Source organism: Bradyrhizobium sp. WSM2254 (assembly GCF_000472645.1).
Lineage (GTDB): Bacteria > Pseudomonadota > Alphaproteobacteria > Rhizobiales > Xanthobacteraceae > Bradyrhizobium > Bradyrhizobium niftali.
In genome coordinates this window covers 111,049-137,500 of sequence record NZ_AXAB01000017.1, presented here as the reverse complement: position 1 = coordinate 137,500, position 26,452 = coordinate 111,049, and the positions used below count along the sequence as shown (strand labels likewise).

20 protein-coding genes (1 of these 20 cut by a window edge) are annotated in these 26,452 nt (G+C 65.1%); 11 read left to right on the top strand and 9 right to left on the bottom strand.

Translation table 11 applies throughout. The features are described 5' to 3' along the window. Both A3M7_RS0112640 and A3M7_RS0112635 read left to right on the top strand, forming a co-directional pair. A protein-coding gene (locus tag A3M7_RS0112640; protein WP_027544289.1) for a hypothetical protein crosses the window boundary here: on the top strand, positions 1-386 show its 3' portion. The gene continues 211 nt to the left of window position 1, outside the view; only the last 386 of its 597 coding nucleotides appear in the window; its start codon lies beyond the left edge, outside the window; it ends in the stop codon at positions 384-386. A 159-nt stretch (positions 387-545) separates the two neighbouring features. Next, the gene (locus A3M7_RS0112635) at positions 546-1,319 is read left to right on the top strand and encodes an SDR family NAD(P)-dependent oxidoreductase (protein WP_027544288.1); all 774 of its coding nucleotides are present in this window, start codon (positions 546-548) and stop codon (positions 1,317-1,319) included. 3 nt (positions 1,320-1,322) lie between these two features. On the opposite strand, the gene A3M7_RS0112630 is transcribed toward A3M7_RS0112635, so the two are convergent. Then, positions 1,323-2,192 (bottom strand): hypothetical protein, encoded by an 870-nt coding sequence (locus A3M7_RS0112630; protein WP_156936857.1) that lies wholly within the window; start codon positions 2,190-2,192, stop codon positions 1,323-1,325. 29 nt (positions 2,193-2,221) lie between these two features. Then, the gene (locus tag A3M7_RS0112625; protein ID WP_027544286.1) at positions 2,222-3,580 is read right to left on the bottom strand and encodes an MBOAT family protein; all 1,359 of its coding nucleotides are present in this window, start codon (positions 3,578-3,580) and stop codon (positions 2,222-2,224) included. 196 nt (positions 3,581-3,776) lie between these two features. Here A3M7_RS0112625 and glpK point away from each other — a divergent pair, with 196 nt between their 5' ends. The 3 genes from glpK (at position 3,777) to A3M7_RS0112610 (ending at position 8,576) form a co-directional block, all read left to right on the top strand. Then, a complete protein-coding gene (gene glpK / locus A3M7_RS0112620; protein ID WP_027544285.1) occupies positions 3,777-5,282 on the top strand; it encodes a glycerol kinase GlpK in 1,506 nt (501 codons plus the stop codon). A gap of 58 nt (positions 5,283-5,340) precedes the next feature. Continuing rightward, entirely contained in the window at positions 5,341-7,788 is a 2,448-nt protein-coding gene (locus A3M7_RS0112615; protein ID WP_027544284.1) for a penicillin acylase family protein, read from the top strand. A gap of 194 nt (positions 7,789-7,982) precedes the next feature. Then, positions 7,983-8,576 (top strand): N-acetyltransferase, encoded by a 594-nt coding sequence (locus A3M7_RS0112610; RefSeq protein WP_027544283.1) that lies wholly within the window; start codon positions 7,983-7,985, stop codon positions 8,574-8,576. A 197-nt stretch (positions 8,577-8,773) separates the two neighbouring features. Here A3M7_RS0112610 and A3M7_RS0112605 read toward each other — a convergent pair whose 3' ends face one another. Both A3M7_RS0112605 and A3M7_RS0112600 read right to left on the bottom strand, forming a co-directional pair. Next, positions 8,774-9,928, bottom strand: coding sequence for a BBP7 family outer membrane beta-barrel protein (locus A3M7_RS0112605; RefSeq protein WP_156936859.1), 1,155 nt, complete (start codon positions 9,926-9,928; stop codon positions 8,774-8,776). 288 nt (positions 9,929-10,216) lie between these two features. Next, positions 10,217-11,164, bottom strand: a complete 948-nt coding sequence (locus A3M7_RS0112600) for a threonine/serine dehydratase (protein ID WP_049823342.1) — start codon at positions 11,162-11,164, stop codon at positions 10,217-10,219. Between the two features lie 63 nt (positions 11,165-11,227). Here A3M7_RS0112600 and A3M7_RS0112595 point away from each other — a divergent pair, with 63 nt between their 5' ends. Together A3M7_RS0112595 and A3M7_RS0112590 are read left to right on the top strand one after the other, a co-directional pair. Beyond that, entirely contained in the window at positions 11,228-11,530 is a 303-nt protein-coding gene (locus A3M7_RS0112595; RefSeq protein WP_027544280.1) for a helix-turn-helix transcriptional regulator, read from the top strand. A gap of 149 nt (positions 11,531-11,679) precedes the next feature. Continuing rightward, positions 11,680-12,309, top strand: a complete 630-nt coding sequence (locus A3M7_RS0112590) for a glutathione S-transferase family protein (RefSeq protein ID WP_027544279.1) — start codon at positions 11,680-11,682, stop codon at positions 12,307-12,309. A gap of 16 nt (positions 12,310-12,325) precedes the next feature. Here A3M7_RS0112590 and A3M7_RS0112585 read toward each other — a convergent pair whose 3' ends face one another. The 3 genes from A3M7_RS0112585 to metF all read right to left on the bottom strand — a co-directional run bounded on the left by A3M7_RS0112585 (position 12,326) and on the right by metF (position 18,481). Further along, the gene (locus tag A3M7_RS0112585) at positions 12,326-13,330 is read right to left on the bottom strand and encodes a DUF3592 domain-containing protein (RefSeq protein ID WP_027544278.1); all 1,005 of its coding nucleotides are present in this window, start codon (positions 13,328-13,330) and stop codon (positions 12,326-12,328) included. A 368-nt stretch (positions 13,331-13,698) separates the two neighbouring features. Beyond that, positions 13,699-17,556: a methionine synthase gene (gene metH, locus A3M7_RS0112580; protein WP_027544277.1), complete on the bottom strand. Its 3,858-nt coding sequence runs from the start codon at positions 17,554-17,556 to the stop codon at positions 13,699-13,701. 4 nt (positions 17,557-17,560) lie between these two features. Further along, the gene (metF, locus tag A3M7_RS0112575; RefSeq protein WP_027544276.1) at positions 17,561-18,481 is read right to left on the bottom strand and encodes a methylenetetrahydrofolate reductase [NAD(P)H]; all 921 of its coding nucleotides are present in this window, start codon (positions 18,479-18,481) and stop codon (positions 17,561-17,563) included. 376 nt (positions 18,482-18,857) lie between these two features. Between metF and A3M7_RS0112570 the strand changes: the two genes are divergently transcribed. Next, on the top strand, positions 18,858-19,871 hold the full coding sequence (locus tag A3M7_RS0112570) for an LLM class flavin-dependent oxidoreductase (RefSeq protein ID WP_027544275.1): 1,014 nt from the start codon (positions 18,858-18,860) through the stop codon (positions 19,869-19,871). A gap of 142 nt (positions 19,872-20,013) precedes the next feature. Here the strand turns inward: A3M7_RS0112570 and A3M7_RS0112565 are convergent, their stop codons facing one another. Together A3M7_RS0112565 and A3M7_RS0112560 are read right to left on the bottom strand one after the other, a co-directional pair. Beyond that, on the bottom strand, positions 20,014-20,874 hold the full coding sequence (locus tag A3M7_RS0112565) for a prephenate dehydratase (RefSeq protein ID WP_027544274.1): 861 nt from the start codon (positions 20,872-20,874) through the stop codon (positions 20,014-20,016). A gap of 21 nt (positions 20,875-20,895) precedes the next feature. After that, positions 20,896-21,636 (bottom strand): 3-deoxy-manno-octulosonate cytidylyltransferase, encoded by a 741-nt coding sequence (locus tag A3M7_RS0112560; protein WP_027544273.1) that lies wholly within the window; start codon positions 21,634-21,636, stop codon positions 20,896-20,898. A gap of 233 nt (positions 21,637-21,869) precedes the next feature. Between A3M7_RS0112560 and A3M7_RS0112555 the strand changes: the two genes are divergently transcribed. The 3 genes from A3M7_RS0112555 to A3M7_RS0112545 all read left to right on the top strand — a co-directional run bounded on the left by A3M7_RS0112555 (position 21,870) and on the right by A3M7_RS0112545 (position 26,452). Further along, the gene (locus tag A3M7_RS0112555) at positions 21,870-22,424 is read left to right on the top strand and encodes a cytochrome c family protein (protein WP_027544272.1); all 555 of its coding nucleotides are present in this window, start codon (positions 21,870-21,872) and stop codon (positions 22,422-22,424) included. A gap of 210 nt (positions 22,425-22,634) precedes the next feature. Then, positions 22,635-24,551, top strand: a complete 1,917-nt coding sequence (locus A3M7_RS0112550; RefSeq protein ID WP_027544271.1) for an extracellular solute-binding protein — start codon at positions 22,635-22,637, stop codon at positions 24,549-24,551. Positions 24,552-24,565: 14 nt separating this feature from the next. Beyond that, the gene (locus A3M7_RS0112545) at positions 24,566-26,452 is read left to right on the top strand and encodes an extracellular solute-binding protein (protein WP_027544270.1); all 1,887 of its coding nucleotides are present in this window, start codon (positions 24,566-24,568) and stop codon (positions 26,450-26,452) included.

Sequence of the window (26,452 nt, the reverse complement as noted above, 5' to 3'; positions counted from 1 at the left end):
AGGACATGGATGTGATCACGGAAAAGCTTCCGGAGAACGCCGCGCCCGACCAGAAGGTGATCGCCCAGCTCGACGGCGTCGCCAAGAAGAACGGCTTTGCGAGCTATGACGACTACAACAACGTCGTCGACAACATCAGCCTGGTGCTCGGCGGCTTCGATCCCGCGACCAAGAAATATGTCGGCACCGAAGCCGTCATCAAGGCGCAGATCGCGCAGCTCCAGGCCGACAAGAAGATGCCGGCCAAGGACAAGAAGGAGGCCCTCGACGAGCTCAACGAGGCGCTGAAGACCCCGTCCCCCGCCATCGAGAACAAGGGCAACATCGATCTGGTCGGCAAGTATTACGACAAGCTGGTCGCAGCGCTCGGCGACGACCAGAACTGAGCCGCCAGACGAAGCCTCCGCCGGCGGCACTTCTGCCTCTCGACGGATTGCGCGAGGCCGGCCACACTCACCGCTGTCATGTCGCCCGGCCCCGGCTTCGCCAAGAGGCTTCGCCGGGCGATGACAAATGGACAAGCGGAGTCTGGGAGGCCATCAACAATGAAAAACACCCCGTTCGATCTCACCGGAAAGGTCGCAATTGTCACCGGCTCGAGCCGCGGCATCGGCCGTTCCTCGGCCGAGCTGCTGGCGAAGTTAGGCGCCAAGGTCGTGGTCTCCTCGCGCAAGGCGGAGGCCTGCAAGGAGGTCGCCGAGGGCATCAATGCGGCCGGCGGTGACGCCATCGTCATCCCATGCAACATCGCGCGCAAGCCCGAGGTCGAGGCGCTGATCGCGGGCGCGACGAAGCATTACGGCAAGATCGACATCCTCGTCTGCAACGCAGCCGTCAATCCCTACTACGGTCCGCTGCTCGACATCACCGACGAGGCCTTCGACAAGATCATGGGCTCCAACGTCAAGAGCAACATCTGGCTCTCCGCGCTCGCGATCCCGCAGATGGCCGAACGGGGCAACGGCTCGGTGATCATCATCTCCTCGATCGGCGGCTTGCGCGGCTCCACCGTGATCGGTGCCTACGGCATCTCGAAGGCCGCCGACTTCGCGCTGTGTCGCTCGCTCGCCGGCGAATGGGGCCCGAAGGGCGTGCGCGTCAACTGCATCGCGCCCGGCCTCGTCAAGACCGACTTCGCCCGCGCGCTGTGGGAAGACGAAGCCATGCTGAAGCGCCGCACCGCCACCACGCCGCTGCGCCGCATCGGCGAGCCCGACGAGATCGCCGGCGCAGTAGCCTACCTCGCCTCCGATGCGTCGAGCTTCATGACCGGCCAGACCATCGTCATCGACGGCGGCGTCACCACCGCGGCGGTGTAGCCGTCACTTGTCCCGGCGTGCGCCGTCGCGCTCAGCGAGCGCGCTTTCGATGGCGCGCACGACGATCAGAGCCGATCGCTCGTCGAGATGCACACCGTCGGCCCAGCGCAATTCGCCCCGCGGCGGATTGATCGGTAGCCACGACGACTGATCCGGAAAAGCTGCGTGGACGATCGTCTTGCTCATGGTGACGAGGCGGGAGTCCTCGATTCCAGCCTCGAACGGAATCTCGATCAGGAAGGCACGGGATCCACGCCGCTCGACGTCGTCGATCAGCTCGTTGACGCGCGCGACATTGGCGCGCACCGGCCGTGTCGGCTCCCCTTCATTCATCTGTCGCAGCGCCAGGTCGAGATAGACCTTGTTGTCGAACGTGCTCGGCGGCTCCTTGAGCAGGCGATCCTGTTCGGCGCGAGCCTGTGCGGCATTGGGCGGCGCGTGATTCCACGTCTCGTGGGCCGCAACCGCCGCGCGCACGGGACGCAGGAACGGCGCTTCCGCGCGCGCGCGACCGGAGAATTGTCCGATCAGCTCGCTGTCGGGCTCGCGCGACAGGATGTTCGTCTCGATCAGTATGATCTTCGGCAAACTCGGCTGTTTCGCGAGGATTTCGAGGACGGTGACCGGCGAGCCTCCGGCCAGCGCGAGATTGCGGAAACGGGGAAGCGAGAAATATTCCTCCTTGAGCCGCCAGGCGACCGAGCTGCCGACCAGCACGATGTCCGGCACCGGCTCTCTCAGATAGCGGTTGAGGGTGATGAGGCTGCCGTCGCGGGTCGTGACGGACGGCTGCTGGAGCGCCGAGCCGAACCGCGCCGTGGCAAGACCGCAGACCAGCAGCAGCGCCACGGCTGCCGCCGCACATCTGATCAACCATGGAAGTCCGGATATCTGGGTCATCATCAGAACTGGAAATAGATGAAGGCGGCCTCTGGCCCCGCCTCGAGATAGGCCAACGCCGCGAGCGCGCCATAGAGATACGGCTCCCATCGCCGCAACCTGCCACTGGCGAGCGCGCCGAGGCCGAGGTGCTGGATGAGAACGGGAAGGGCGTAGAGCAGAGCCATGTTGCGAAACAGTTTTGTCGGATTGGGATTATCCGTCGGCGTGAACATGCCTGCAAGGTAGCCGAGCGCGTGATCGAAGTTCGGCAGCTTGAAGAAGATCCAGAGCATCGTCACGCAGAAGAAGACGACGCCCATGCGGACGACGCGCACGACAGGGCCGGCTTCGCCCAGCACCTTCAGAAACGGCCGCTCGACGACAAGCAGGAGGCCGTGCAGCATGCCCCACAATGCGTAGCTCAGGCTCGCGCCGTGCCAGAGGCCGCCAAGCGTCATCACGATCATCAGATTGAGGCAGGTTCTGGCCGGTCCCTTCCTGTTGCCGCCGAGCGGGATGTAGAGATAGGTCCTGAGCCAGCTGGACAACGAGATATGCCAGCGCGTCCAGAACTCGGAGAACGAAGCCGAGATGTAGGGCAGGTCGAAGTTGACCGGCAGGCGATAGCCGAACAGCAGCCCGAGGCCGAGCGCGATCGCCGAATAGCCGAAGAAGTCGGCATAGATCTGGTAGCTGTACAGGAACACGAGCAGCCAGCGGTCCTGCGTGGCCACCGTCTCATAGAGCGGATAGTCCATGTAGGACGTCATCTCGTTGAGATTGTTGGCGACGTAGAGCTTGAAGAAGAAGCCAGTCAGGATCCATTTGGCGGCTTCCGCGAAATCGACGTCGGCGAGCTGTTTGGGGACGATCTGCGGCATGAATTGGCCCGCGCGCGTGATCGGTCCCGACACCAGCTGCGGGAAGAAGATGATGTAGAGGAAGACGTCCCGCAGCGGCGGCGGCCGCTTCTCGCGCGTGAGGTCGGCCAGAAGGCTGATGTTGTGGAACACGAAGAAGGAGATGCCGATCGGCAGCGGCAGCCGCAACAGGAAATCCAGCGGCGCGAAGCCGATCGGGTAAGCCGTGGACGCATCGACGAGCAGGAATTTGTATTTGAAGAACGCCAGCAGCGCGAGGTTGAAGACGATTCCAGCCGGCATCCAGATCGCGCGATTGTCGAAGGCCAGCACCAGGCAGAGATGGGTCCCGAGCACGGCGAGGAGCAGCAGCGGCAGCAGCGCTGGCTGGCCCGAGCCATAGAACACCAGGCTCGCAAGCACCAGCAGCTGGACCTGGAAGCGGCGCAAAGGCGGCAGATAATAGGCGCCGAACACGATCGCGACGAAGAGGCCAAACTGAAGGGAAGTGAATGTCATGTCGCCCCGATTTACCCGGCCCGGCATGTATCATCTTCGCTCCCGCCGTCCTAGCCTCCCGGCCCGCCCGGGCGGTGCACCGTCAACCGCCTCGGCGGGTGTGGCGGCCTTGACCTTCCCGCCCTAATCCGCTCCTTTTGGCCCGACACACTGACCGCCTCCAGGGAAACGCCAAGAAAACGCCAAGGTAGCTACCATGTCTTTCGTTCTCGCCATCGACCAGGGCACCACCTCCTCGCGCGCCATCGTCTTCCGCAGCGACATCTCGATTGCCGCGCGCGCGCAACAGGAGTTTCCGCAGCATTTTCCGGCCTCGGGCTGGGTCGAGCACGAGCCGGAGGACATCTGGACCTCGACCGTGATGGTCTGCCGCGACGCAATCGAGCAGGCCGGCATCACCGCAAAGGACATCGCCGCGATCGGCATTACCAACCAGCGCGAGACCACCGTGGTGTGGGACCGCGCCACCGGGCAGGCCGTGCACCGCGCCATCGTCTGGCAGGACCGCCGCACCGCCGACATCTGCGCCAAGCTGAAAGCCGACGGCCGCGAGCCGGTGATCTCGCAGAAGACCGGCCTGATCATCGATCCCTATTTCTCCGGCACCAAGGTCGCCTGGATCCTCGACCACGTCCCCGGCGCGCGGGCGCGTGCCGCGCGCGGCGAGCTGATGTTCGGCACCGTCGACTGCTACCTGCTCTGGCGCCTCACCGGCGGCAAGGTGCACGCCACCGACGCCACCAACGCCTCGCGCACGCTGCTGTTCAACATCCACACCGGCCAATGGGACGACGAGCTGCTCGAGATCATCGGCGTGCCGCGTTCGATGCTGCCCGAGGTGAAGGATTCCTCCGCCCGCTTCGGCGAGAGCGTGCCCGACCTGTTCGGCGGCGCGATCGCGATCTCCGGCATCGCCGGCGACCAGCAGGCCGCGACCATCGGCCAGGCCTGCTTCCGCCCGGGCATGATGAAGTCCACCTACGGCACCGGCTGCTTCGCGCTGCTCAACACCGGCACCACGCCCGTGGTGTCCAAGAACAAGCTGCTCACCACCGTCGCCTATCAGCTCGCGGGAAAACGCACCTACGCGCTCGAAGGCTCGATCTTCGTTGCCGGCAGCGCGGTGCAGTGGCTCCGCGACGGCCTCGGCATCATCAAGCACGCCGCCGAGACCGGACCTCTTGCCGATCAGTCGGACTCCATGCAGAGCGTCTATCTCGTCCCGGCCTTCGTCGGCATGGGCGCGCCCTACTGGAACCCGCGCGTGCGCGGCGCGCTGTTCGGCCTCACCCGCAACACCGGGCCTGCCGAGCTCGCCCACGCCGCGCTTGAAAGCGTCTGCTACCAGACCTTCGACCTCTGGGCCGCGATGCGGTCCGACTGGCCGAGCTCGGAGACGGCCAGCGTCGTGCTCCGCGTCGACGGCGGCATGACCGCGTCCGATTGGACCATGCAGCGCCTCGCCGATCTCCTCGACGCGCCGGTCGACCGCCCCGTGATCCAGGAGACCACGGCGCTGGGCGCCGCCTATCTCGCCGGCCTCCAGGCCGGCGTCTATCCCGAGCCGACCAAATTCGCCGACAATTGGCGCCTCGAGCACCGCTTCAAGCCGAACATGAGCGAAGCGACGCGCGAGCGGAAGCTCGCGGGTTGGGCGCGCGCTGTGAAGGGCGTGCTGGCGAGCGACGAGGGGGAAGGTTAGGCGGATTTCGTAGCCCCACCAGAAGGCGCGCAAAAGAACAGCAACGGAAGGAACGATAATGAACACGGATTTCAACCGGGTCATCCAGAAGCTCTGTGGCGCAGTGATCTGCGCCGCGCTGCTCACCTCGACCGCAATGGCGCGCGAGAAGGCGAACCCGCTCGGAAGCGCGCGGCAGCTCAAGACCGACGTCGCCGGTCTCAATGCCCCCGCCCAGATCCTGATTGATGTCTGGGGCATTCCCCACATCTATGCCGGCAACGAGCACGACCTGTTCTTCCTGCAAGGCTTCAACGCCGCGCGCGACCGGCTCTGGCAGATCGATCTCTGGCGCAAACGCGGGCTCGGCCTGCTCGCAAAGGATTTCGGCCCGGCCTATGCCGAGCAGGACAAGGCGCTGCGGCTTTTCCTCTATCGCGGCGACATGAACGCGGAATGGGCGGCCTACGGTCCCAAGGCGAAGACCTACGCGGACGCGTTCGTCGCCGGCGTGAACGCCTATGTCGCCGACGTGCGCGCGGGAAAACGTGCGCTGCCGATCGAGTTCAGGATCGCCGGCACCATGCCTGATCCGTGGACGGCGGATGACGTCGTCCGCGTCCGCAGCCACGGCCTGACGCGCAATGTCGCCTCCGAGGTCAAACGCTCCCTGGTCGCCTGCGCGGCCGGCCTCGATGCCGATCGCTTCCGCGTCAAGCTCGAGCCGGCATGGACGACGAAAGTCCCTGACGGACTCGACCCCTGCACTGTGCCCAAGGCCGTGCTCGCGGCCTACGATCTCGCGACGCGCCCCGTGGCCTTCGCGGCACCGAAGGACAAGCAGGCCGCACTCACGCACGATCCTGATAAATACCTCACCGAGGCCGACCAGCAGCGCGACACCATCGGCTCCAACAACTGGGTGATTGCGGCCTCGCGCACCGCGACCGGGCGCCCGATCCTCGCCAACGATCCGCATCGGGAGCACAGCGTGCCTTCGCTGCGCTACATCGTCGGCCTCAATGCGCCGGGCCTCTCGGTGATCGGCGCCGGCGAGCCGGCGCTGCCCGGCATCTCGATTGGCCATAACGGCACCATTGCCTTCGGCCTTACGATTTTCAACGTCGACCAGGAAGACCTCTACGTCTACGAGCTCAATCCGCAAAACCCCAACCAGTACCGCTACGGCAATGGCTGGGAAGACATGCGCATCGTCCACGAGGCCGAGCAGGTCAAAGGCGAGGCCGATCGCGACCTCGAGCTGAAGTTCACCCGGCACGGTCCCGTCATCTTCGTCGACGATGCGAACAAGCGCGCCTTTGCCGTGCGCTCGATCTGGTTCGAGCCCGGCACCTCCGCCTATTTCGGCTCCTCCGACTACATGACCGCGAAGGACTGGAACGGCTTCCTCGCTGCGATGCGGCGCTGGGGCGCGCCGTCGGAGAACCAGGTCTATGCCGACACGCGCGGCAATATCGGCTGGGTTGCGGCCGGCAAGACGCCGCGCCGCAGCAACTTTGACGGCCTGATGCCGGTGCCGGGCGACGGCCGCTACGAGTGGCAGGGCTTTCTCTCGCTCGACGAATTGCCGAAGGCCTATCAGCCGAAGCAAGGCTTTCTCGCCACTGCCAACCAGATGAACCTGCCGGTCGACTACCCGATAGCCGAGCGCAAGGTCGGCTTCGAATGGTCCGACAGCGCGCGCTGGCAACGCATCACCGAGGTGCTCGCGGCCAACAGCAAGGTGACGCTCGCCGACGCCATGGATTTGCAGAACGACGACACCGCGATGCTGGGGCGGCGCCTCGTCAAGCTGTTGCAGCCGCTCACCTCCGACGATGCCAATGTGAAGAAGGGTCTCGAGCTGCTCAAGCCATGGGACGCGCGCGATGCCGCCGACAGCGCGACGGCCGCCGTGTTCGAGGTCTGGATCGCCAATCATCTCGGCCCAAGGCTGCTCAAGACGACGGCGCCCAAGGCCGCCGACCTGATCGCGCCGGAGGCGTCGAGTATTTCGGCGCTCGTCGCCTATCTGGAATCCCCGGATGCGTCGCTCGGTTCCGATCCCGCTGCCGCGCGCGACCAGGTCCTGCGCGACAGCATTGGTTCCGCGGTGGCCGATGTCACGAGCAAGCTCGGGCCCGATTCATCGACCTGGCGCTGGGGCCGGCTGCACGTCGCAAAATTCGACCATGCCTTGATGCCGCTTGCCGACAAGGCGACCGCCGCGCAGCTCTCGGTCGGCCCGCTGGCCTATGGCGGCGCCGCCAATGTGCCGCGCGCGGCCACCTATCGCCGCGCCGATTACCAGCTGTTCGCCGGGGCCTCGTTCCGCATGGTGCTCGACGTCGGCAATTGGGATGCGAGCCGCACCATCAACACGCCCGGACAATCCGGCGATCCGTTCAACGCCCACTATCGCGACCTCGCCCCGCTCTGGGCCGCCGGCCAATATGTTCCGCTGCTGTACAGCCGTTCGGCCGTCGAAGCCGCGACCGCGGAAGCGATCTCGTTGATGCCGAGGTGAGCGACTTGTTGGCTTGTGAGTGCCGGAAGAGCGCGGCCTGCATGGTTCGAGACGCCCGCTTAGGCGGGCTCCTCACCATGAGGGTCTAAGATCTCGCCGCGAAACGCGACCTCATCCTGAGGGCCCGCCGTAGGCGGGCGTCTCGAAGGACGGGCCGCAAGCGAGCTGTTCGCCATGTCTTTCTGAGAGGCCCCATGATCATCCCCGACGGCTATTCCGACGTCCCCGCCGGCAAGATCGCCGCCGTCGTCACGCATCTCGAGATGACCGCACCTCCCGCGCGCCGCGACGATCCGCCAGGCAGCTGGACCCTGCGCAAGGTCGATGCGCCCCCGCTCGATTGGTATCGCGACCTCCATCGCCGTGTCGGCGAGGAGTGGCTGTGGTTCTCGCGCGCCGGCATGAACGATACCAAGCTCGCCGCAATCATCCACGCACCGGGCGTCGAGGTCTATGCCCTGGTCGCGGATGGCCGCGACGAAGGCCTGCTGGAGCTGGATTTCCGCGAGGCCGGCCAGTGCGAGCTGGTCTATTTCGGCGTCACCTCTAGCTTGATCGGCACCGGCGCCGCCCTCTTCCTGATGAACCGCGCGCTGGAGCTCGCCTGGTCGCGCGAGCTGCACCGCGTCTGGGTGCACACCTGCACCTTCGACCATCCCTCCGCCGTCGCGTTCTATCAGCGCTCCGGCTTCCGCCCGTTCCGCCGCCAGATCGAGATCGCCGACGATCCACGGCTCGACGGCACCGCGCCGCGCGATGCGGCGCGGCATGTGCCGATCATCGAGTAGTGCGCGGCTGCCTCCACACCGTCATTGCGAGGAGCTCGCGACAAAATTGCGCAGCAATTTTGCGCTGATGCGACGAAGCAATCCAGACTTCCTCCGCCGAAAGATTCTGGATTGCTTTGCTTCCGCCGTCGCTCTTCGCGCGATGGCGGACAAGGCGCTTGCAATGACGGAGTATGGCGATCGCGTTCACCCCACACTCAATAATTATACCGCACGCCGAAGCTGAACCCCTGCGCGAGCAGGTTCGTCGTGTTCATCACCGGCAGAGGTCGGGTCGGGCCGGCAGGCGGTCCCGGCGGCACCAGGCTCGGATTGATGGTGGTGTCGATCAGGCCGCCGGCGCGCTGCACGCCGGTCCAGTACAGTACGTCATAGCCGACGGTCAGGCGCCAGGCGGGCGCGATCTGGTAGCCCGCCTTCAACGACAGCTCCGGTATCACGGCGAATTTGGTCTGCGAGAAATGGCCGCTGTTGCTGGCCAATGCGAGAAAGCCGCCCGGCACCGTCGTCGTGACGCCGGCGATCGTTGAAGTCGTCGAGCCCGAAACGTCGGCCGTGTTGAGGTTTGCGCCGAGCGCGACCTTGCCGCGCCACTCCAGCGACCACGGGCCATTGCGCCAGTCACCGGTGAGACCAAGATCGAGACCGTGGAAGTTGCTTGCCGCCTTGAAATTGTCGCTCGGCGTAAACGTGCCGAAAGCGACGCTGCTCGCGGTGTCGGTGATCCACAGCGTGTCGGAGGAGCGCAGGTAGCGATAGCCGATCAGCGCGTTCACGCGCTGCCCGCTCCACATGCCGATATCCTGGCGATAGAGCGCGCCGGCGCCGAAAAGACGCGATGTCTCGTTGGCGTTGACGCTGCCGGTGGAGATGCCCGGGAAACTTGCGATCAACGCGTCGGGAAGTCCCGTCAGCGCGTTGGTGAAAGGCCGCGTCAGGATTGGATAGGTGCCGGAATTGGCGGCAAAGCCGATCGAAGCGTTCTCAAGTCCGAAGAACGACGCCTCGATGCCGCGGCTGCGCTGCGGGTCGAACCAGTATCCCCCAGTGATGCGTCCGCCCGAACGCCAGTCATTGTTGACGCTGGAATTGCCGAACAGCACGGTCGTGGTGGGCTGCCCCAGCACGCCGGCTACGCCGAGCGGCGTGCCGTCGGGCGCGGTCGTCACCAGCGCCGGTAGCTTGTCGCCGCTCACGCTCCAGGCGAGATACTCCGCCTCGGCCCAGAACGGATTGAAATCGACGAGTTTTGGCGTCGCCTTCACCGGCAGGTCGGCGGCAAGGGCGCCGCCGCTCAGCGAGATCGCCGCAAATGCCACGCCAGCCGCTGCAGTCCCCAACCGCCGAGTCATTGGCCTTCCCCAAGGTTCCCCGGAATGAACCATGCGACAATCTGCCCGGCAAGGTGGAGTTGAGGCGGGGAGCAGCGAAAACGTCCGGCCGTTGCCGTTGGGCATCGCTTGTTTGCTTACGCCGCAGCAGCCTCATGCGGGCTACGTCGCGCTATTTCAAAACACCTTCTGTTCCGCCCGCGCCAGCGAGAACCCGTGCGTGTGTGCGCGACGGCGGCTCCGATCAACGCAAGCAGGGTCGATGCCAGGATGACGGCGCGGGGCCCGATCATGCAATTCCCCTTGAGACTAGCTGTCGAATTTGACCGCCGTGGTGTTGGCGCCGCAAACGAGCACTGCGACGCGTTCGCCGGGCAACGGACGATAGCGGCCGGAGAGCAGCGCGGCAAAGGCGGCTGCGCCGCCGGGCTCGGCCACGAGACGCAGGCTCGACCATAGCGCGGCCTGGGCCTGCCGGATCGCCTCGTCGCTGACCAGGACGACCCGCTCGACATGGGCCTGCGCGATCGGGAACATCAATTCTCCGACGCGCCGCGGCGCAAGGCTGTCGGCGGCAAGGCCCCCGGCCGGCGCATCGACCGGTGCTCCCGCCGCGATAGCGGCGTGCAGGGTCGGCGATTGCTCGGGCTCGACCGCGACGATGCGCGTCTGGCCTTTGTACCATGCGGCAATGCCGCCGATCAGCCCGCCGCCGCCGACCGCCACCAGGAGCGTATCGATGCCGGGCGCGTCCTGCTCCAGCTCCAGTCCGACGCTGCCCTGGCCGAGCAGGGTCTCGGCCTGGTCGTAAGCATGAACTGCCATTGCACCGGTCCGTGCAACATGCGCTTCGCTCGCGGCGAGCGCATCGGCGTAGCGGCTGCCCGCGATCACCAGTTTCGCACCATACCCCTTGATCCGCTCGGCCTTGGCTGGCGAGGTGATATCGGGCACGAAGATCGTGGCGGGAATGCCGAGCCGCTGCGCCGCATAGGCGACCGCCGCCCCGTGATTGCCGCCGGATGCGGCGACCACGCCCGCCTCCGGCACCGGTCGCAGCAGCAGATTGGCAAATGCGCCCCGCGCCTTGAACGATCCGGAATGCTGCAGCATCTCGAGCTTGAACGTGATGGGCGCCGCCGGCAGGCCGAAATCGGCGAGATCGGCCACAACGAGGGGCGTGCGCCTTACGTGCGGACGAATGACGGCCTCGGTCGCCGCAATCCGCTCCCGCGTGATGTCCATTGTCGCTGTCATGATGCCGTCCTTGATAGCCCATCCTGGAGTTGACTTCAATTAGGTAATTAGCAAAATGGCTAAATGAAAATCACTGTCGCGCTGCGCGCGCTGGCCAACGAACGCCGCCTGCAGATTCTGGATTGGCTGCGGGATCCGCGGAGGCATTTTCGCGAGCAGGCCGATGGCGACCTGGTCGAGGACGGCGTCTGCGGATTGCTGATCGCCGAGAAGCTCGGCGTCAGCGCGCCGACCGTGAGCGAGCACATGCGGGTACTGACGGCCGCAAAGCTGGTGCGCGCCAAGCGGATCAAGCAGTGGACGATGTACAAGCGCAACGAAACCGCGATCGCCGCCATCAAGCGCTCGATCCAGGACGGCCTTTGATCGCGCAGCGCGCGCCTTGCGCGTGATGTTGCCGGTGCCGTTGCAACCGGCGCAATGCTCCATTTCCATATTCCTTCTTGCGCCGCGCCGATCTGGTCGTGGAAACTGGTCGGCCCCGCCGTGTCCCACCAACGAGAAGAGCGAGAACCATGTTCCTGATCGGCCAATATGATTCCCCCTTCGTCCGCCGCGTCGCGATTGCGCTGCGGCTTTACGGGCTCGCCTTCGAGCACAGGCCGTGGTCCACCTTCGGCGATGCCGACGCGATCGCGCCGTACAATCCGCTGCGCCGCGTCCCGACCCTGGTGCTCGACGACGGCGAGGCGCTGATCGAGAGCACGATCATTCTGGATTATCTCGACGAACTGGTCGGCGAGGGGAGGGCGATGCTGCCGCGCAGCGGCGCCGAGCGGCGCAAGCACCTGCGCATCTGCGCGCTTGCCTCCGGTCTCGGCGACAAGGCGGTGAGCCTGCTCTATGAGCGCGTGCTGCGGAAGGAGCAGCTTGCGCTGTGGGTCGAGCGCTGCCAGGCGCAGATCGGCGACGTGCTCGGCGTGCTCGATGCCGAGCGCGCCAAGGTAACGACGCCATACTGGCTGGGTGATCGCATTGGCCATGCCGATATCGCGGTGGCCTGCGTCGTGCGCTTCACCCTCGAAGCGCATCCGCTTCTGTTCGACGCGGCGCGCTATCCGGCGCTTGCGGCGCATGTCGACCGCTGCGAGGCGCTGGCGCCGTTCAAGGAGATCGTGCAGCCGCTGGCGCCGCCGAAAGGGTGAGCGGCATCAAGCGCCTCTATGCGAACCCGACCTTGATCAGAATTGTCAGGAAAAGGCCTCCGACGACCGCGCAGACCGCGGCACCGATCAGCGGCCCCAGCGCGCCTTCCCGGCTCGCAGGCTCGAGCACCGCATGTCCCGGTCGTTCCGGATCGTAGTAAACTTTGACGTTCTGCCCGGGACGATATTTCGCTGCGGCCTTTTCGGCGACCTCACGCAGCCCGGAGATCATGGTGCCGCTCCAATCGACTTCGGTGCCGATGAAGTCGCGCTTGTCGACCCTGTAGGCGTAGCGCAGGTCGACCTGATAGCGGTGTTGGAGCTTGCTGGACCGGGACTTGTCGTCGTCGCTCTTCTCCTCGATGATTTCCTCGATCACGTCGCAACGGGTGACCCTGCCAGCCGCGGTCGGCCAGCGCAGGCTGGCGCTCGCCAGCCGGCGCGTCCGGACATACTCTGCGACGCAGAACACGCCGCCCACGAGCACGATGATCGGCAACGCGAACGCGAACAGCGGAACGCCGTTGTTGGTGTAGAGCACGTGACCCGCGAGCGAATGCGCGGTGAGGGTGGCGGCAATGCAGCCGAACACGATGGTGAACGCCACCAGTGCGGCGACGTTCTGCGCGGCAGCAGGTTCGAGCAACGCCTCGGTCGGTTGCCTCGGATCGACGTGGACGTCGACATGCGCCCCGACCGGATATCGTCCGATCAGTTTTGCGGCCAGTACCCTCGTCGTGATGACGGAGCCGCCGACAAAGACCTTGTCGCTTTCCAGTTCCTGGCCGCCGGCCTGATAGCGATAGCGGATGATCGGCTTGGCGTCGTTCTGATCGTCCGAGGCGTGCGTCGCCGGCTGATCGACCCTGGAGACCGTGATGATGCCCTCCACCTTGTCCCAGCTCCGCGCGGCCTGCATCCTGCCCCGCATGCGGACCAGATTGAACAGCATCAATCCAAACAGCAGCACCGAGATGCCGGCGGCAATCTGCGTCCACATCAATTGTTGGGCGTTCAGCATCCGATTCCCTGCTTTTCGGTGGCGATCGCCATTGGTCGCGGCGAGCGCGACTTGCGTTCACGGCGCTGCCGAACGCGCCGCGACAAATGCGAAGCCGTGCCTGTTGTTTGTGAGTTGGCGCTAGAAGCGCTCTCGCCCCTCGTCATTGCGAGCGCAGCAAGGAGATCGTGCAGCCGCTGGCGCCCCGGAATGACGGCGATAAGCGAGGCGGACGGTACCGGCCGGGCGCGGCAGCCGATCATGCATTGATACAGGTGTTTTGCCCGACGCCGCAAGTCGTTTCGGTGGAACCGAAATTCCTCAAGCCTTTCAACCCCACTTCTACTGTGCATGGGGTTGTTTTCTCATATTTTGCTTTGGAGGCGCGCCTACCCCGCCCCCGCCCGCTTCTTCTGCCAGACGAGGTGCACCGCGCAGGTGCAGCCCGGCGGATGCGAGGCGAGATCCTTTGACGTCTCGTCGTTCGCCGGCGTCGCCGCGAAGGCCTTGTCGGTCCCCTCTCGCGCCGGGATGTAGTTCAGCACCGGCGCGAGCCAGCGCTCGGCCTCCGCGACCGTCATGCCCTTGCGCGCGGCATAATCCTCGACCTGGTCGCGCTCGATCTTGCCGACGCCGAAATAATAGCTCTCGGGGCTGGCGAAATAGAGCCCGGAGACGCTCGAGCCCGGCCACATCGCAAAACTCTCGGTCAGCTTCACGCCGGCGGTGGCTTCGGCATCGAGCAGCTCGAACAGTGTCGCCTTCTCGGTGTGATCGGGCTGCGCGGGATAGCCCGGCGCGGGGCGGATGCCCTGGTATTTCTCCAGGATCAGATCGTCGCAGGAGAGTGCTTCGTCCGGCGCGTAGGCCCAGAACTCGCGGCGCACGCGGGCATGCATGCGCTCGGCGAAGGCCTCGGCGAGGCGATCGGCCAGCGCCTTGCACAGGATCGAGGAGTAGTCGTCGTTCGCCATCTTGAAGCGGTCGGCGACGGCATCCTCGCCGATGCCGGCCGTGACGACGAAGCCGCCGACATAATCGGGCACGCCGGTGCCGACAGGAGCGACGAAGTCGGCGAGTGCCGCGTTGAAACGGCCCTCGCGCTTCTCGAGCTGTTGGCGCAGCGTGTGCAGCGTCGCGATGCTCTTGGTCCGGCTCTCGTCGGCATAAAGCACGATATCGTCGCCTACCGCATTCGCCGGCCAGAAGCCGACGGTGGCGCGCGCCCGGAACCATTTCTCCTTGACGATCAGGTCGAGCATCTTGCGCGCGTCGTCATAGAGCGAGCGCGCGACCTCGCCGACCTTGGCGTCGTGGAGGATCGCGGGGAAGCGGCCGGCGAGCTCCCAGGTCTGGAAGAACGGCGTCCAGTCGATATAGGGCACGAGCTCGGCGAGGTCGTATTCGTCGAAGCTGCGGGTGCCGAGGAAGGTCGGCTTCACCGGCTTGTTCGCGGCGAAGTCGACCGGCACGCGGTTGGCGCGCGCGGCCGCGAGCTTCAGCCGCTTCTTGTCCGCCTGCGCGCGCAGATGCGCGTCGGAGATCTTGGCGTATTCGGCGCGCACCTCGGCGGCATAGGCCACGCGCTTCTCCGGCGAGAGTAGCGCGGAGGCGACGCCGACGGCGCGGCTGGCGTCGTTGACGTGCACGACGGGACCGGCGCGGTAGCTCGGGTCGATCTTGACCGCCGTATGCACGCGGCTCGTGGTGGCGCCGCCGATCAGCAGCGGCAGCTTCAATCCTTCACGCTGCAATTCGCCGGCGAAGAACGCCATCTCGTCGAGCGAAGGCGTGATCAGGCCGGACAGGCCGACGATGTCGGCCTTCTCCGCCTTCACGGTCTCGACGATCTTGGCCGCCGGCACCATCACGCCGAGGTCGATGACCTCGAAATTATTGCACTGGAGCACGATGCCGACGATGTTCTTGCCGATGTCGTGGACGTCGCCCTTGACGGTCGCGAGCACGATCTTGCCGGCGGAAGAGGAGCCTTCGGTGCCGATGCCATTGGCAAGGTTGCGCGCCTTCTCTTCCTCCATGAACGGCATCAGCCAGGCCACCGCCTGCTTCATCACGCGGGCGGACTTCACCACTTGCGGCAGGAACATCTTGCCGTCGCCGAAGAGGTCGCCGACGACATTCATGCCCGCCATCAGCGGCCCCTCGATCACGTCGAGCGGGCGCGACGACGCCTTGCGGGCTTCCTCGGTATCCACTTCGATGAACTCGGTGATGCCGTGCACCAGCGAATGCGACAGCCGCTTCGCCACCGGCCATTCGCGCCAGGCGAGGTCGGCTTCCTTGGTCTGGGTCTTGTTGCCGCGGAATTTCTCCGCAAGCGCCAGCAGCCGCTCGGACGCGCCGGGGTCGCGATTGAGGATGACGTCCTCACACACCTGGCGCAGTTCAGCATCGATGTCGTCATAGACGATCATCTGCCCGGCATTGACGATGCCCATGTCCATCCCGGCCTTGATGGCGTGATACAGGAACACCGAGTGCATGGCCTCGCGCACCGGCTCGTTGCCGCGGAACGAGAATGAGAGGTTGGACACGCCGCCAGAAATATGGGCGCCCGGCAGGTTCTGGCGGATCCAGCGCGTCGCCTCGATGAAGTCGACGCCGTAATTGTTGTGCTCCTCGATGCCGGTCGCAATCGCGAAGATGTTGGGATCGAAGATGATGTCCTCGGGCGGGAAGCCGACGCGGTTCACCAGGATGTCGTAGGCGCGCTTGCAGATCTCGGTCTTGCGCGCGAACGTATCGGCCTGGCCGACCTCGTCGAAGGCCATGACCACGACAGCCGCGCCGTGACGGCGGGCGATCTTGGCCTCGTGGATGAACTTCTCCTCGCCTTCCTTCATCGAGATCGAGTTGACGACCGGCTTGCCCTGCACGCATTTCAGGCCGGCCTCGATCACCGTGAATTTCGAGCTGTCCACCATCACGGGGACGCGGGCGATGTCGGGCTCGGCGGCGACGAGGTTCAGGAACGTCACCATCGCCGCTTCGGAGTCGAGCAGGCCCTCGTCCATGTTGACGTCGATGATCTGCGCGCCGTTCTCGACCTGGTCGCGCGCGACTTGCAGCGCGGCCGTGTAGTCGCCGGCGGTGATCAGCTTGCGGAAGCGCGCCGAGCCGGTGACGTTGGTGCGCTCGCCGACATTCACGAAGGGAATGGCGTCGGTCAGGATGAAGGGCTCGAGGCCGGAGAGCCTCAAGCGCGGCTCGATCTCGGGCACGATGCGCGGCTTGTGCGGGGCAACGGCCGCGGCGATTGCGGCGATGTGGTCAGGCGTGGTGCCGCAGCAGCCGCCGACGATGTTGACGAGGCCGTCGCGCGCGAACTCGCCGACCAGGCGGGCCATGTATTCCGGGGTCTCGTCATACTGGCCGAATTCGTTGGGCAGGCCGGCATTGGGGTAAGCGCAGACCAGCGTGTCGGCGACGCGGCCGATATCGGCGATATGGGCGCGCAGGTCTTCGGCGCCGAGCGCGCAGTTGAATCCGATGGTGATGGGCTTGGCATGCCGCACCGAATTCCAGAACGCTTCCGGCATCTGCCCGGAGAGCAGGCGGCCGGACTTGTCGGTGATGGTACCCGACACCATCACCGGCATGTCGATGCCGCGCTCTTCGGTGATCTCGGCGATCGCGTAAAGCGCCGCCTTGGCGTTCAGCGTGTCGAAGATGGTCTCGACCAGCAGCAGGTCGACGCCGCCGTCGAGCATGCCGCGGATCTGCTCGCCATAGGATTTGCGCAGATCGTCGAAGGTGACGGCGCGGTAGCCGGGGTTGGAAACGTCGGGCGAGATCGAGGCGGTGCGGTTGGTGGGGCCGATGGCGCCGGCGACGAAGCGCGGCTTGCCGTCCTCGGCTTCGACGCGCCGTGCGGCGTTGCCGGCGAGGCGGGCGCCTTCGCGCGCCATCTCGTAGACGATGCCGGTGAGGTCGTAATCGGCCTGCGCGATCGAGGTCGTGGAGAAGGTGTTGGTCGCGACGATGTCGGCGCCTGCGCGCAAGTATGCGGCGTGGATGTCCTCGATCGCCTGCGGCTGGGTCAGGATCAACAGGTCGTTGTTGCCGCGCAGGTCGCGATGGAAGTTCTTGAAGCGCTCGCCGCGGAACGCGGCCTCGTCGAACTGGAGGTTCTGGATCATCGTGCCCATGGCGCCGTCGAGCACCAGGATGCGCTCACGGGCGGCTTTGAGCAGAGCAGTTCGCTTGGGAGAGGTGGGTACGGTCATTGTCTTACGCCGCCTTCTGCGCGCTCTTGGCGCGGATGCCGAGCAAATGGCTGATCGCGAACACGAGATCGGCGCGGTTCATGGTGTAGAAATGGAAGGTGTCGACGCCGTGCTTCGCCAGCTTCTGCACCTGGCCGGCGGCGACGGTGGCGGCCACCAGCTTGCGGGTCTCGGCGTCGTCATCGAGGCCGTCGAATTTCTCCGCGAGCCAGTCCGGCACGGAGGTGCCGGCGCGCGTGACGAAGGCTCTCGCCTGCTTGAAATTGTGCATGGGCATGATGCCCGGCACGATCGGAATGTTGATGCCGCGGGCGCGGACGCGGTCGAGATAGCGGAAGTAGAGGTCGTTATCGAAGAACACCTGCGTGATCGCGCGGGTCGCGCCGGCATCGACCTTGGCCTTCAGCGTGTCGATGTCGGCATCGAAATCGCGCGCTTCAGGGTGCTTCTCGGGATAGGCGGACACCGACACTTCGATGTCGCCGTGCCGCTTCTTGATGCCGGCGACGAGGGCGGCGGAGCTCTGGTAGCCGTCGGGATGGCTGGAATAGGGCGTGCCGATGCCGCCGGGCGGATCGCCGCGTAGGCCGACGATGTGACGGACGCCGACCTCGTGGTAGCGGTCGACGATCTCGTCGATCTCGCCGCGCGAGGCGCCGACGCAGGTCAGGTGCGCGGCCGGCAGCAGTGTGGTCTCCTTGAGGATGCGCGCGATGGTCGAATGGGTGCGCTCGCGGGTCGAGCCGCCGGCGCCGTAGGTCACCGACACGAATTTCGGGTCGAGCGGGGCGAGCCGGTTGATGGTCTCCCAGAGATTGCGCTCCATCTCCTCGGTCTTGGGCGGAAAGAACTCGAAGGAGATCGCAGGCCGCTTCAGGTGCCCGTCTTGCGCGTCGGCTGTCGCAGGCTTCGTCAGATCAGTCATGGCACCACTCACTCCAGGTCTTCGCAGCCTGCGGTCAGGTCTAGATTGGGAATAGCCAAGATAAGCCAAAGCGGCCGCACTCGACAGCCCATCGGTGATGGGAAGTGGCCCACTTGACGGTGTAAGTGTTGAATTTTTGTACTTACCGGATGAATTGTAGGAAATACGCTATTTCAATAAAGTAGGTAATATCAATAAGTTATGCCGTGTCCGTGTAATTGGATGGTCGGCTATCGCGATGGGCAGGATGGATTTGGCGTCACCTCTGTGTCGCCTGTCCCAACGTCTCGTTCGGCGGGGCGCATCGGCTCGCACACGCCAGACCTGCGCTGTCTGCCCATTGCCGCCGCGCGGCGCTCCACTACGTTAACGCGCCATGATCCCGCTCTCAGTCCTCGACCTCTCCGTCGTCACCACAGGCACAAAACCCGCCGCGGCGCTGCGCAACAGCATCGATCTGGCGCGCCATGTCGATGGGCTCGGCTATGTCCGCTATTGGCTCGCCGAGCATCACAACCTCGCCTCCGTCGCGAGCCCGGCGCCCGACGTGATGATCGGGCAGATCGCGGCGGTGACGAAGCACATCCGCGTCGGCTCCGGCGGGGTGATGCTGCCCAACCACGCCCCGCTGGTGGTGGCCGAACGCTTCAAGATGCTGGAGGCGCTGTTTCCCGGCCGCATCGACCTCGGCCTCGGCCGCGCCCCCGGCACCGACGGCGCAACCGCCTACGCGCTGCGCAGCCGGCTCGACCGCCGCGAGGGCGACGATTTCCTGGAACGGCTGCACGAATTGATCCTGTGGGAGACCCGCGAATTCCCGTCGGGCCATCCCTACAACAACGTCGTCGCGATGCCCGACGACACCAGGCTGCCGCCGATCTGGCTGCTCGGCTCCAGCGATTATTCGTCGGAACTGGCCGCGCAAGTCGGCATGGGCTTCGCCTTCGCGCACCACTTCGCATCCCATGATGCGATCGATGCGATGGTGCATTACCGCAACCGTTTCCAGCCGTCGGCATGGAGCTCGAGCCCGCACGCGATCCTCGCGGTCGCCGTCATCACGGCCGACACGGATGAGGACGCCGAAAGGCTCGCCACCTCGTTCGATCTCAATCGCCTGCGCCGCGACCGCGGCCAATATCTGCCGCTGCCGAGCGTCGAGGAGGCGCTGGCCTATCCCTATACGGACGCTGAGCGCACCTCGATCACCCGCAACCGCTCGCGCCTTTTCGTCGGCAGCCCGGCGACCGTGCAGAAGAAGCTCCAGCCGCTGATCGATTCCAGCAAGCCGGACGAGCTGATGGTGATTACGGCCGTGTACGATCACGACGCGCGGAAGAAGTCGTATTCGCTGCTGGCGGAGGCGTTCGGGCTGGCGAAGGCGGCGTAGATTGTCGTCCCGGCGAAGGCCGGGACCCATACCGCGGAATCTCTCGGTGAGGCTCGGTATCTGCGACCTTCCGCAACAACGGCCAGCGGTGGTTATGGGCCCCGGCCCCCGTGCGCAATTGCGCACTAGGCCGGGGCGACCACTAATCCTGCTGTGTCTCGCTGAACGTCGCACGGAACGGATGGCCGGGATACACGCCGACGATGCGGAATTCGCGCGAGAAGAATTTGAGCTCCTCGATCGCGAAGGCGAGGCCCTTGTCTTCAGGGTGGCCGTCGACGTCGGCGTAAAACTGCGTGGCGAAGAAATTGCCGTCGACCATGTAGCTCTCGAGCTTGGTCATGTTGACGCCGTTGGTGGCAAAGCCGCCGAGCGCCTTGTAGAGCGCGGCGGGAAGGTTACGCACGCGGAATACAAAGGTGGTGACCAGCGAACCCGAGCCCTGCGCCGCCCATTTCGGCTCGCGCGCCAGCACCACGAAGCGCGTGGTGTTGTGGGCCTCGTCCTCGATGTCCTCGGCGAGGATGTCGAGGCCGTAGATCTTTGCGGCCAGGCGCGAGGCGATCGCGGCGACACTCTTGTCCTTGCGCTCGGAGATGTCGCGGGCGCTGCCGGCGGTGTCGGCGTGCACGATCGGCTTGATGCCGAGCTTGCGGATGATGCGCCGGCACTGGCCGAGCGCGTGGACATGGCTCTCGACGGACTTGATGTCGGAGATATTGGTCCCCTTCACCGCCATCAGCTGATGGCGGACCGGCAGAAACCATTCGCCGATGATGAACAGGCCGGAAGCCGGCAGGAGGTGATGGATGTCGGCGACGCGGCCGGCGACCGAGTTCTCGATCGGGATCATGCCGAGATCGGCCTCGCCCGACGAGATCGCCGACAGGGCGTCCTCGAAGGTGGCGCATGGCATCGGCTCGGCGTCGGGATAGGCCTCGACGATGGCGATGTGGGAATTGGCTCCGGGTTCGCCCTGGAATGCGATCTTCATCTTGCTCATGGTCGGCCTTGTAGCAGCGGCTCAGGATTTGGAAAGGATGCTGCGGGCGGTTTCGAGATCGGGCGGTGTATCGACGCCGCGGGGCACGCTATCGACGATCATGATGTCGATGCGCATGCCGGCCTCCACCGCCCGGAGCTGTTCCAGGCTTTCCTGCAGTTCTAGGGGCGAGGGCGGCAGCGACACAAACCGCTCCAGCGCAGCGCGGCGGTAAGCGTAAAGGCCGATGTGGTGGTAACGCGGTCCGTTGCCGTAAGGGGCCGTGGCGCGGGTGAAATATAGTGCCCGCAGCCGCCGCGGCCCGATCGGCGAGCCGACGGCCTTCACGACGCTCGGCGCGAGGTCCTCCTCCTCGGTGTGGATCTGCGAGGCCAGGGTCACGATGTCGACCGCGGGGTCGGCAAAGGGCGGCAGCACCTCGCGGATGGTCTGCGGCGTGATCGTCGGGAAGTCGCCCTGGAGATTGATCACGATCTCGGCCCTGCCTTCGGGATCGAGCTTCTGCATCGCCTCGTGGACACGGTCGGAGCCGGAGGGGTGCGTGGCGCGGGTCATCACGGCCTCGCCGCCATGGGCCGTCACGACCGCGGCGATCTCGTCTGTGTCGGTGGCTACCGCGACCCGGCCAATGCCGGCGGCCTCCGCACGGCGCAGCACATGCACGATCATCGGCAGGCCCGCGATATCGGCGAGCGGCTTGCCGGGCAGGCGGGTAGCGGCCATGCGGGCCGGGATCAGCACCAGGATGCGGGGATCGGTCATTGGGTTCAAAGGTCTGGGGTCAAGAGCCTGGAAACGGGGCGTTTTCCGCGCCGAGAAATGGTGGGGACGGGTTCAAAGCCGGCTCGCTTATACGGGTTGCCAGACCCCGGGCAAACCGATATCTCAATGGCAAAACTCGGGGGAAAGACAAGGAACGTGTGATTCTCCTGAGGCTCGTCCTGGCGGCCGCCCGGCCGCTCAATCCTTCTCAGCGGTGTGGGGCCTGGCCGGAAATGGACTCTTTCGAACTCAATAAGATTCTCGGTGCCGTGCTCGGCACCTGTCTCATCCTGCTGGTCACAAGCTTCACCGCGAGTGCGCTGTTCTCGCCCAAGATGCCGGAAAAGCCGGGTTTCGAGATCGCCGTGAAGGAAGACGCCGGCCACGGCAAGGAAGGCGGCGCCGCCGCTGCGGCCTCCGAGCCGATCGAGAAGCTGCTCCAGACCGCCTCCGTCGAGAAGGGCGCTGCCGCCGCCAAGAAGTGCGGCGCCTGCCACACCTTCGAGAAGGGCGGTCCGAATCGCGTCGGTCCGAACCTCTATGGCGTCGTCGGCGAGGCACGGGGCGAGGGCCGCAATGGCTTCAACTTCTCGGCGGCCATGAAGGGCAAGGGCGGCACCTGGACGTTCGACGACCTCAACAAGTTCATCGCCAATCCGAAGGGCTTCATCCCGGGCACTGCGATGGGCTTCGCCGGTATCCCGAAGGATTCCGAGCGCGCCGATGTCATCGCCTATCTGAATTCGCTGTCGGAGCATCCCAAGCCACTGCCGACGGCGTCGAAGTAAGGCCTCAAAAACCCGTCTTGGAATATGCGGCCAGGCTGAAAAGCCTGGCCGTTTCCTTATCCGGGCCTCGCGAGGTCGTTATCGGGGCGTTTGGCCGCAGCGAATGGCGGGGCGAGCTCCCAAGATGAGGAAAAAGCAACATATTCCGTCGAAACCTCGCCTATATTGGGACCTTAAAGGAGTAGCCTCCTTCAAGACAGGAATGTTGATTTGGCCATTACCCGACGCGATCTCCTGCTCACCGGCACTGCGGCCGCAGCGCTCCCCGCCATCGGTTCCGTAGCGGGCATTCCCGTCATCGGCACGGCCGCGGCGCAATCGGCCGGAGAAGCGGCTTCAAGTGCGCTCCCATGGCGCCATGCGTTGTCGCTGTTCGGAAAGGTCAAGTACCCCGCCGACTTCAAGCGCTTCGACTACGTCAATCCGGAAGCGCCCAAGGGCGGGGTCGCGCGTCAGATCGCCGTCGGCACGTTCGACAATTTCAACATCGTCGTCTCCGGTGTGAAGGGGCAGGTCGCCGGCGCCGTCGCATTCATCTACGAATCCCTGCTGACGCCGGCGCTCGACGAAGTCTCGACCGAATATGGCGCGCTTGCCGAAGCCGTCAGCCACCCGGACGATTTCTCGTTCGTCACCTATCGTCTGCGGGCGCAAGCCAAATGGCATGACGGCAAGCCGGTCACCGCGGATGACGTGATCTTCTCGCTCGATTCCTTCAAGAAGCACCATCCGATGTACTCGGCATACTACAGTCATGTGGTGAAGGCCGAGAAGGTCGGCGAGCGCGAGGTGAAATTCGTGTTCGACGCGCCGGGCAACCGCGAGCTGCCGCAGATCGTCGGGCAGCTTACGGTCCTGCCGAAGCACTGGTGGGAGGGAACGGACGCGCAGGGCCGCAAGCGCGATGTTTCCGCCACCACGCTCGAAGTGCCGCTTGGTTGCGGCCCCTACAGGGTCAAGGAATTCGTTGCCGGACGGTCGATCGCGCTGGAGCGCGTCAAGGACTATTGGGGCCGCGACCTGCCCGCCAATGTGGGCCGCAACAATTTCGACGAGCTGCGCTACGAGTATTTCCGCGACGCCACCGTCGCGATCGAAGCTTTCAAGGCCGACCAGGTCGATTGGCGCACGGAGAACAGCGCCAAGAACTGGGCGACTGCCTACGACTTCCCGGCCGTCACCGAAAAGCGCGTGATCCTCGAGGAGTTCGCCAATCGCAGCTCGGGCGTGATGCAGGCATTCGTGCCGAACCTGCGCCGCGCCAAGTTCAGCGATCCCCGCGTTCGCCGTGCGCTCAACTACGCGTTCGACTTCGAGGAGATGAACAAGCAGATCTTCTACGGTCAATACAAGCGCATCAGCAGCTATTTCGACGGTATCGACGAGCTCATGGCGACCGGCTTGCCGCAGGGGAAGGAGCTCGAAATCCTCGAGACCGTCCGCGCCGAAGTGCCGCCCGAAGTCTTCACGACGGCCTACACCAATCCGGTCGGCGGCAGTCCGGAGGCCGTGCGCGACAATCTGCGTGAGGCGCTGCGCCTGTTCAAGGAGGCCGGCTATGAGGTGCGCGACCGCAAGCTGATCGACGTCAAGACCGGCACGCAGTTCTCCCTGGAATTGCTGAATTCCGATCCGAGCTTTGAGCGGATCACGCTGTTCTACAAGCCGTCGCTGGAGCGGCTCGGCATCGCCGTCAGCGTGCGGACAGTCGATCCGACGCAATACGAGAACAGGACGCGCGACTGGGATTTCGACGTCGTCACCAACTCATGGGGCGAGTCGCAGTCGCCGGGCAACGAGCAACGCGAATTCTGGTCGTCCAAGACGGCCGGCATCGCCGGCTCGCGCAACATTGCCGGCATCAAGAATCCGGCGATCGACAAGCTGATCGAGCGGGTGATCTACGCAAGGGATCGCGACGATCTCGTCGCTGCGACCAAGGCCCTCGACCGCGTGCTGTTGTGGAATCACTACGTCGTGCCGCAGTGGACCTATACCAAGGTGCGCACCGCGCGCTGGGACCGCTTCGGCCGGCCGTCGGAATTGCCCAGATACGGTCAGTCCGGCTTCCCGTTCATCTGGTGGTACGACGCAGACAAGGCGGCACGGATCGCAAAGAAGTCGTGAAGGACATTTCCCGCATGACGCAGATGTCACGCCGCCATGTGCTGGCTTTGGGTGCCGGCGGTGCCCTCGGTGCGTCCCTTGGCGCACCGCTGTTGCGCGGCGCGCGCGCATCGGAGGCGGGGACCGAGGCGCACGGCATCTCGGCATTTGGCGATCTCAAATATCCCGCAGACTTCCGCCATTTCGACTACGTCAACCTCGACGCGCCCAAGGGCGGCACATTCTCGCTCATTCCGTCGGTGAAGGCGTACAACCAGTCCTACCAGACCTTCAACTCGCTCAACGCCTTCATCCTGAAGGGCGACGGCGCGCAAGGCATGGACATGACGTTCGTGCCGCTGATGGTGCGCGCCAACGACGAGCCGGACGCGATGTACGGGCTTGCTGCCAAGTCCGTGCGGATATCGCCGGACAGGCTGGTCTATCGCTTCACGATGCGGCCCGAGGCGAAATTCCACGACGGCACGAAGCTCACCGCCCACGACGCGGCGTTTTCGCTGACGGCGCTGAAGTCCAAGGGACATCCGCTGATCATCGTGCAGATGCGTGACATGGTCAGCGCGGAGGCGATCGACGATGCGACGCTCGTCGTCACCTTCGCCAAGGGACGCGCGCGCGACGTGCCGCTCTATGTCGCGGGCCTGCCGATCTTCTCCAAGGCGTACTATGCGTCTCGTCCGTTCGACGAAACGTCTCTGGAGATCCCGCTGGGCTCGGGTCCCTACAAGGTCGGGAAATTCGAGGTCAATCGTTACATCGAGTACGAGCGGGTGAAGGACTGGTGGGCGGCCGATCTGCCGCCCTGCCGCGGCAGCTACAATTTCGACGTCGTGCGCTACGAATTCTATCGCGACCGCGATGTCGCCTTCGAGGGCTTTACCGGCAAGAGTTATCTTTACCGCGAAGAGTTCACGTCCCGCATCTGGGCGACGCGCTACGACTTCCCGGCCGTGAAGGACAATCGCGTCAAGCTCGAAGTCGTCCCCGACGACACGCCGTCCGGCGCGCAGGGCTGGTTCATCAACACGCGGCGCGAGAAGTTCAAAGACCCGCGCGTGCGCGAGGCCCTGATCAATGCCTTCGACTTCGAGTGGACCAACAAGACCATCATGTACGGCGCCTATGCCCGTACGGTGTCGCCGTTCCAGAACTCCGATCTCATGGCGGGCGACAGCGCGCCTTCGCCGGGAGAGCTGAAGCTGCTGGAGCCGTTCCGCGGTCAGGTTCCCGAGGAGGTGTTCGCCGCACCGTTCACGCCGCCGGTCTCCGACGGCTCCGGGCAGGATCGAAGCCTGTTGCGCAAGGCGCAGCAGCTGCTGAGCGAGGCCGGCGTGCCGATCAAGGACGGCAAACGGGTGCTGCCGAACGGCGAGGTCTTCAGGATCGAGTTCCTGCTGGACGAGCCCTCCTTCCAGCCGCACCATGCGCCCTACATCAAGAACCTGGGCACGCTCGGCATCGAAGCGAGTGTGCGCCTCGTCGATGCCGTGCAGCACAAGGCGCGCCAGGAAGATTTCGACTTCGACATGACGATCCAGCGTTTCAGCATGTCGGCGACGCCGGGCGATGCCATGCGCGCATTCTTTTCTTCGCAGGTCGCCGCGACCAAGGGGTCGTACAATCTCGCGGGCGTTGCCAGCCCGGCCATCGACGCCATGATCGAGAAGATCATGGCGGCCGACAACCGCGAGGACCTGACGATCGCCTGCCGCGCCTTCGACCGCCTGTTCCGCGCCGGCCGCTATTGGGTGCCGCAATGGTACAACAAGACGCACCGGCTCGCTTATTGGGATCAGTTCGGTCATCCGCAGAAGCTGCCGCGTTATGCCAACGGCGTCGGCGCGCCCGACATTTGGTGGCATGAACCCGCCAAGGCGGCCAAGCTCGAGCAGGCGAAATAG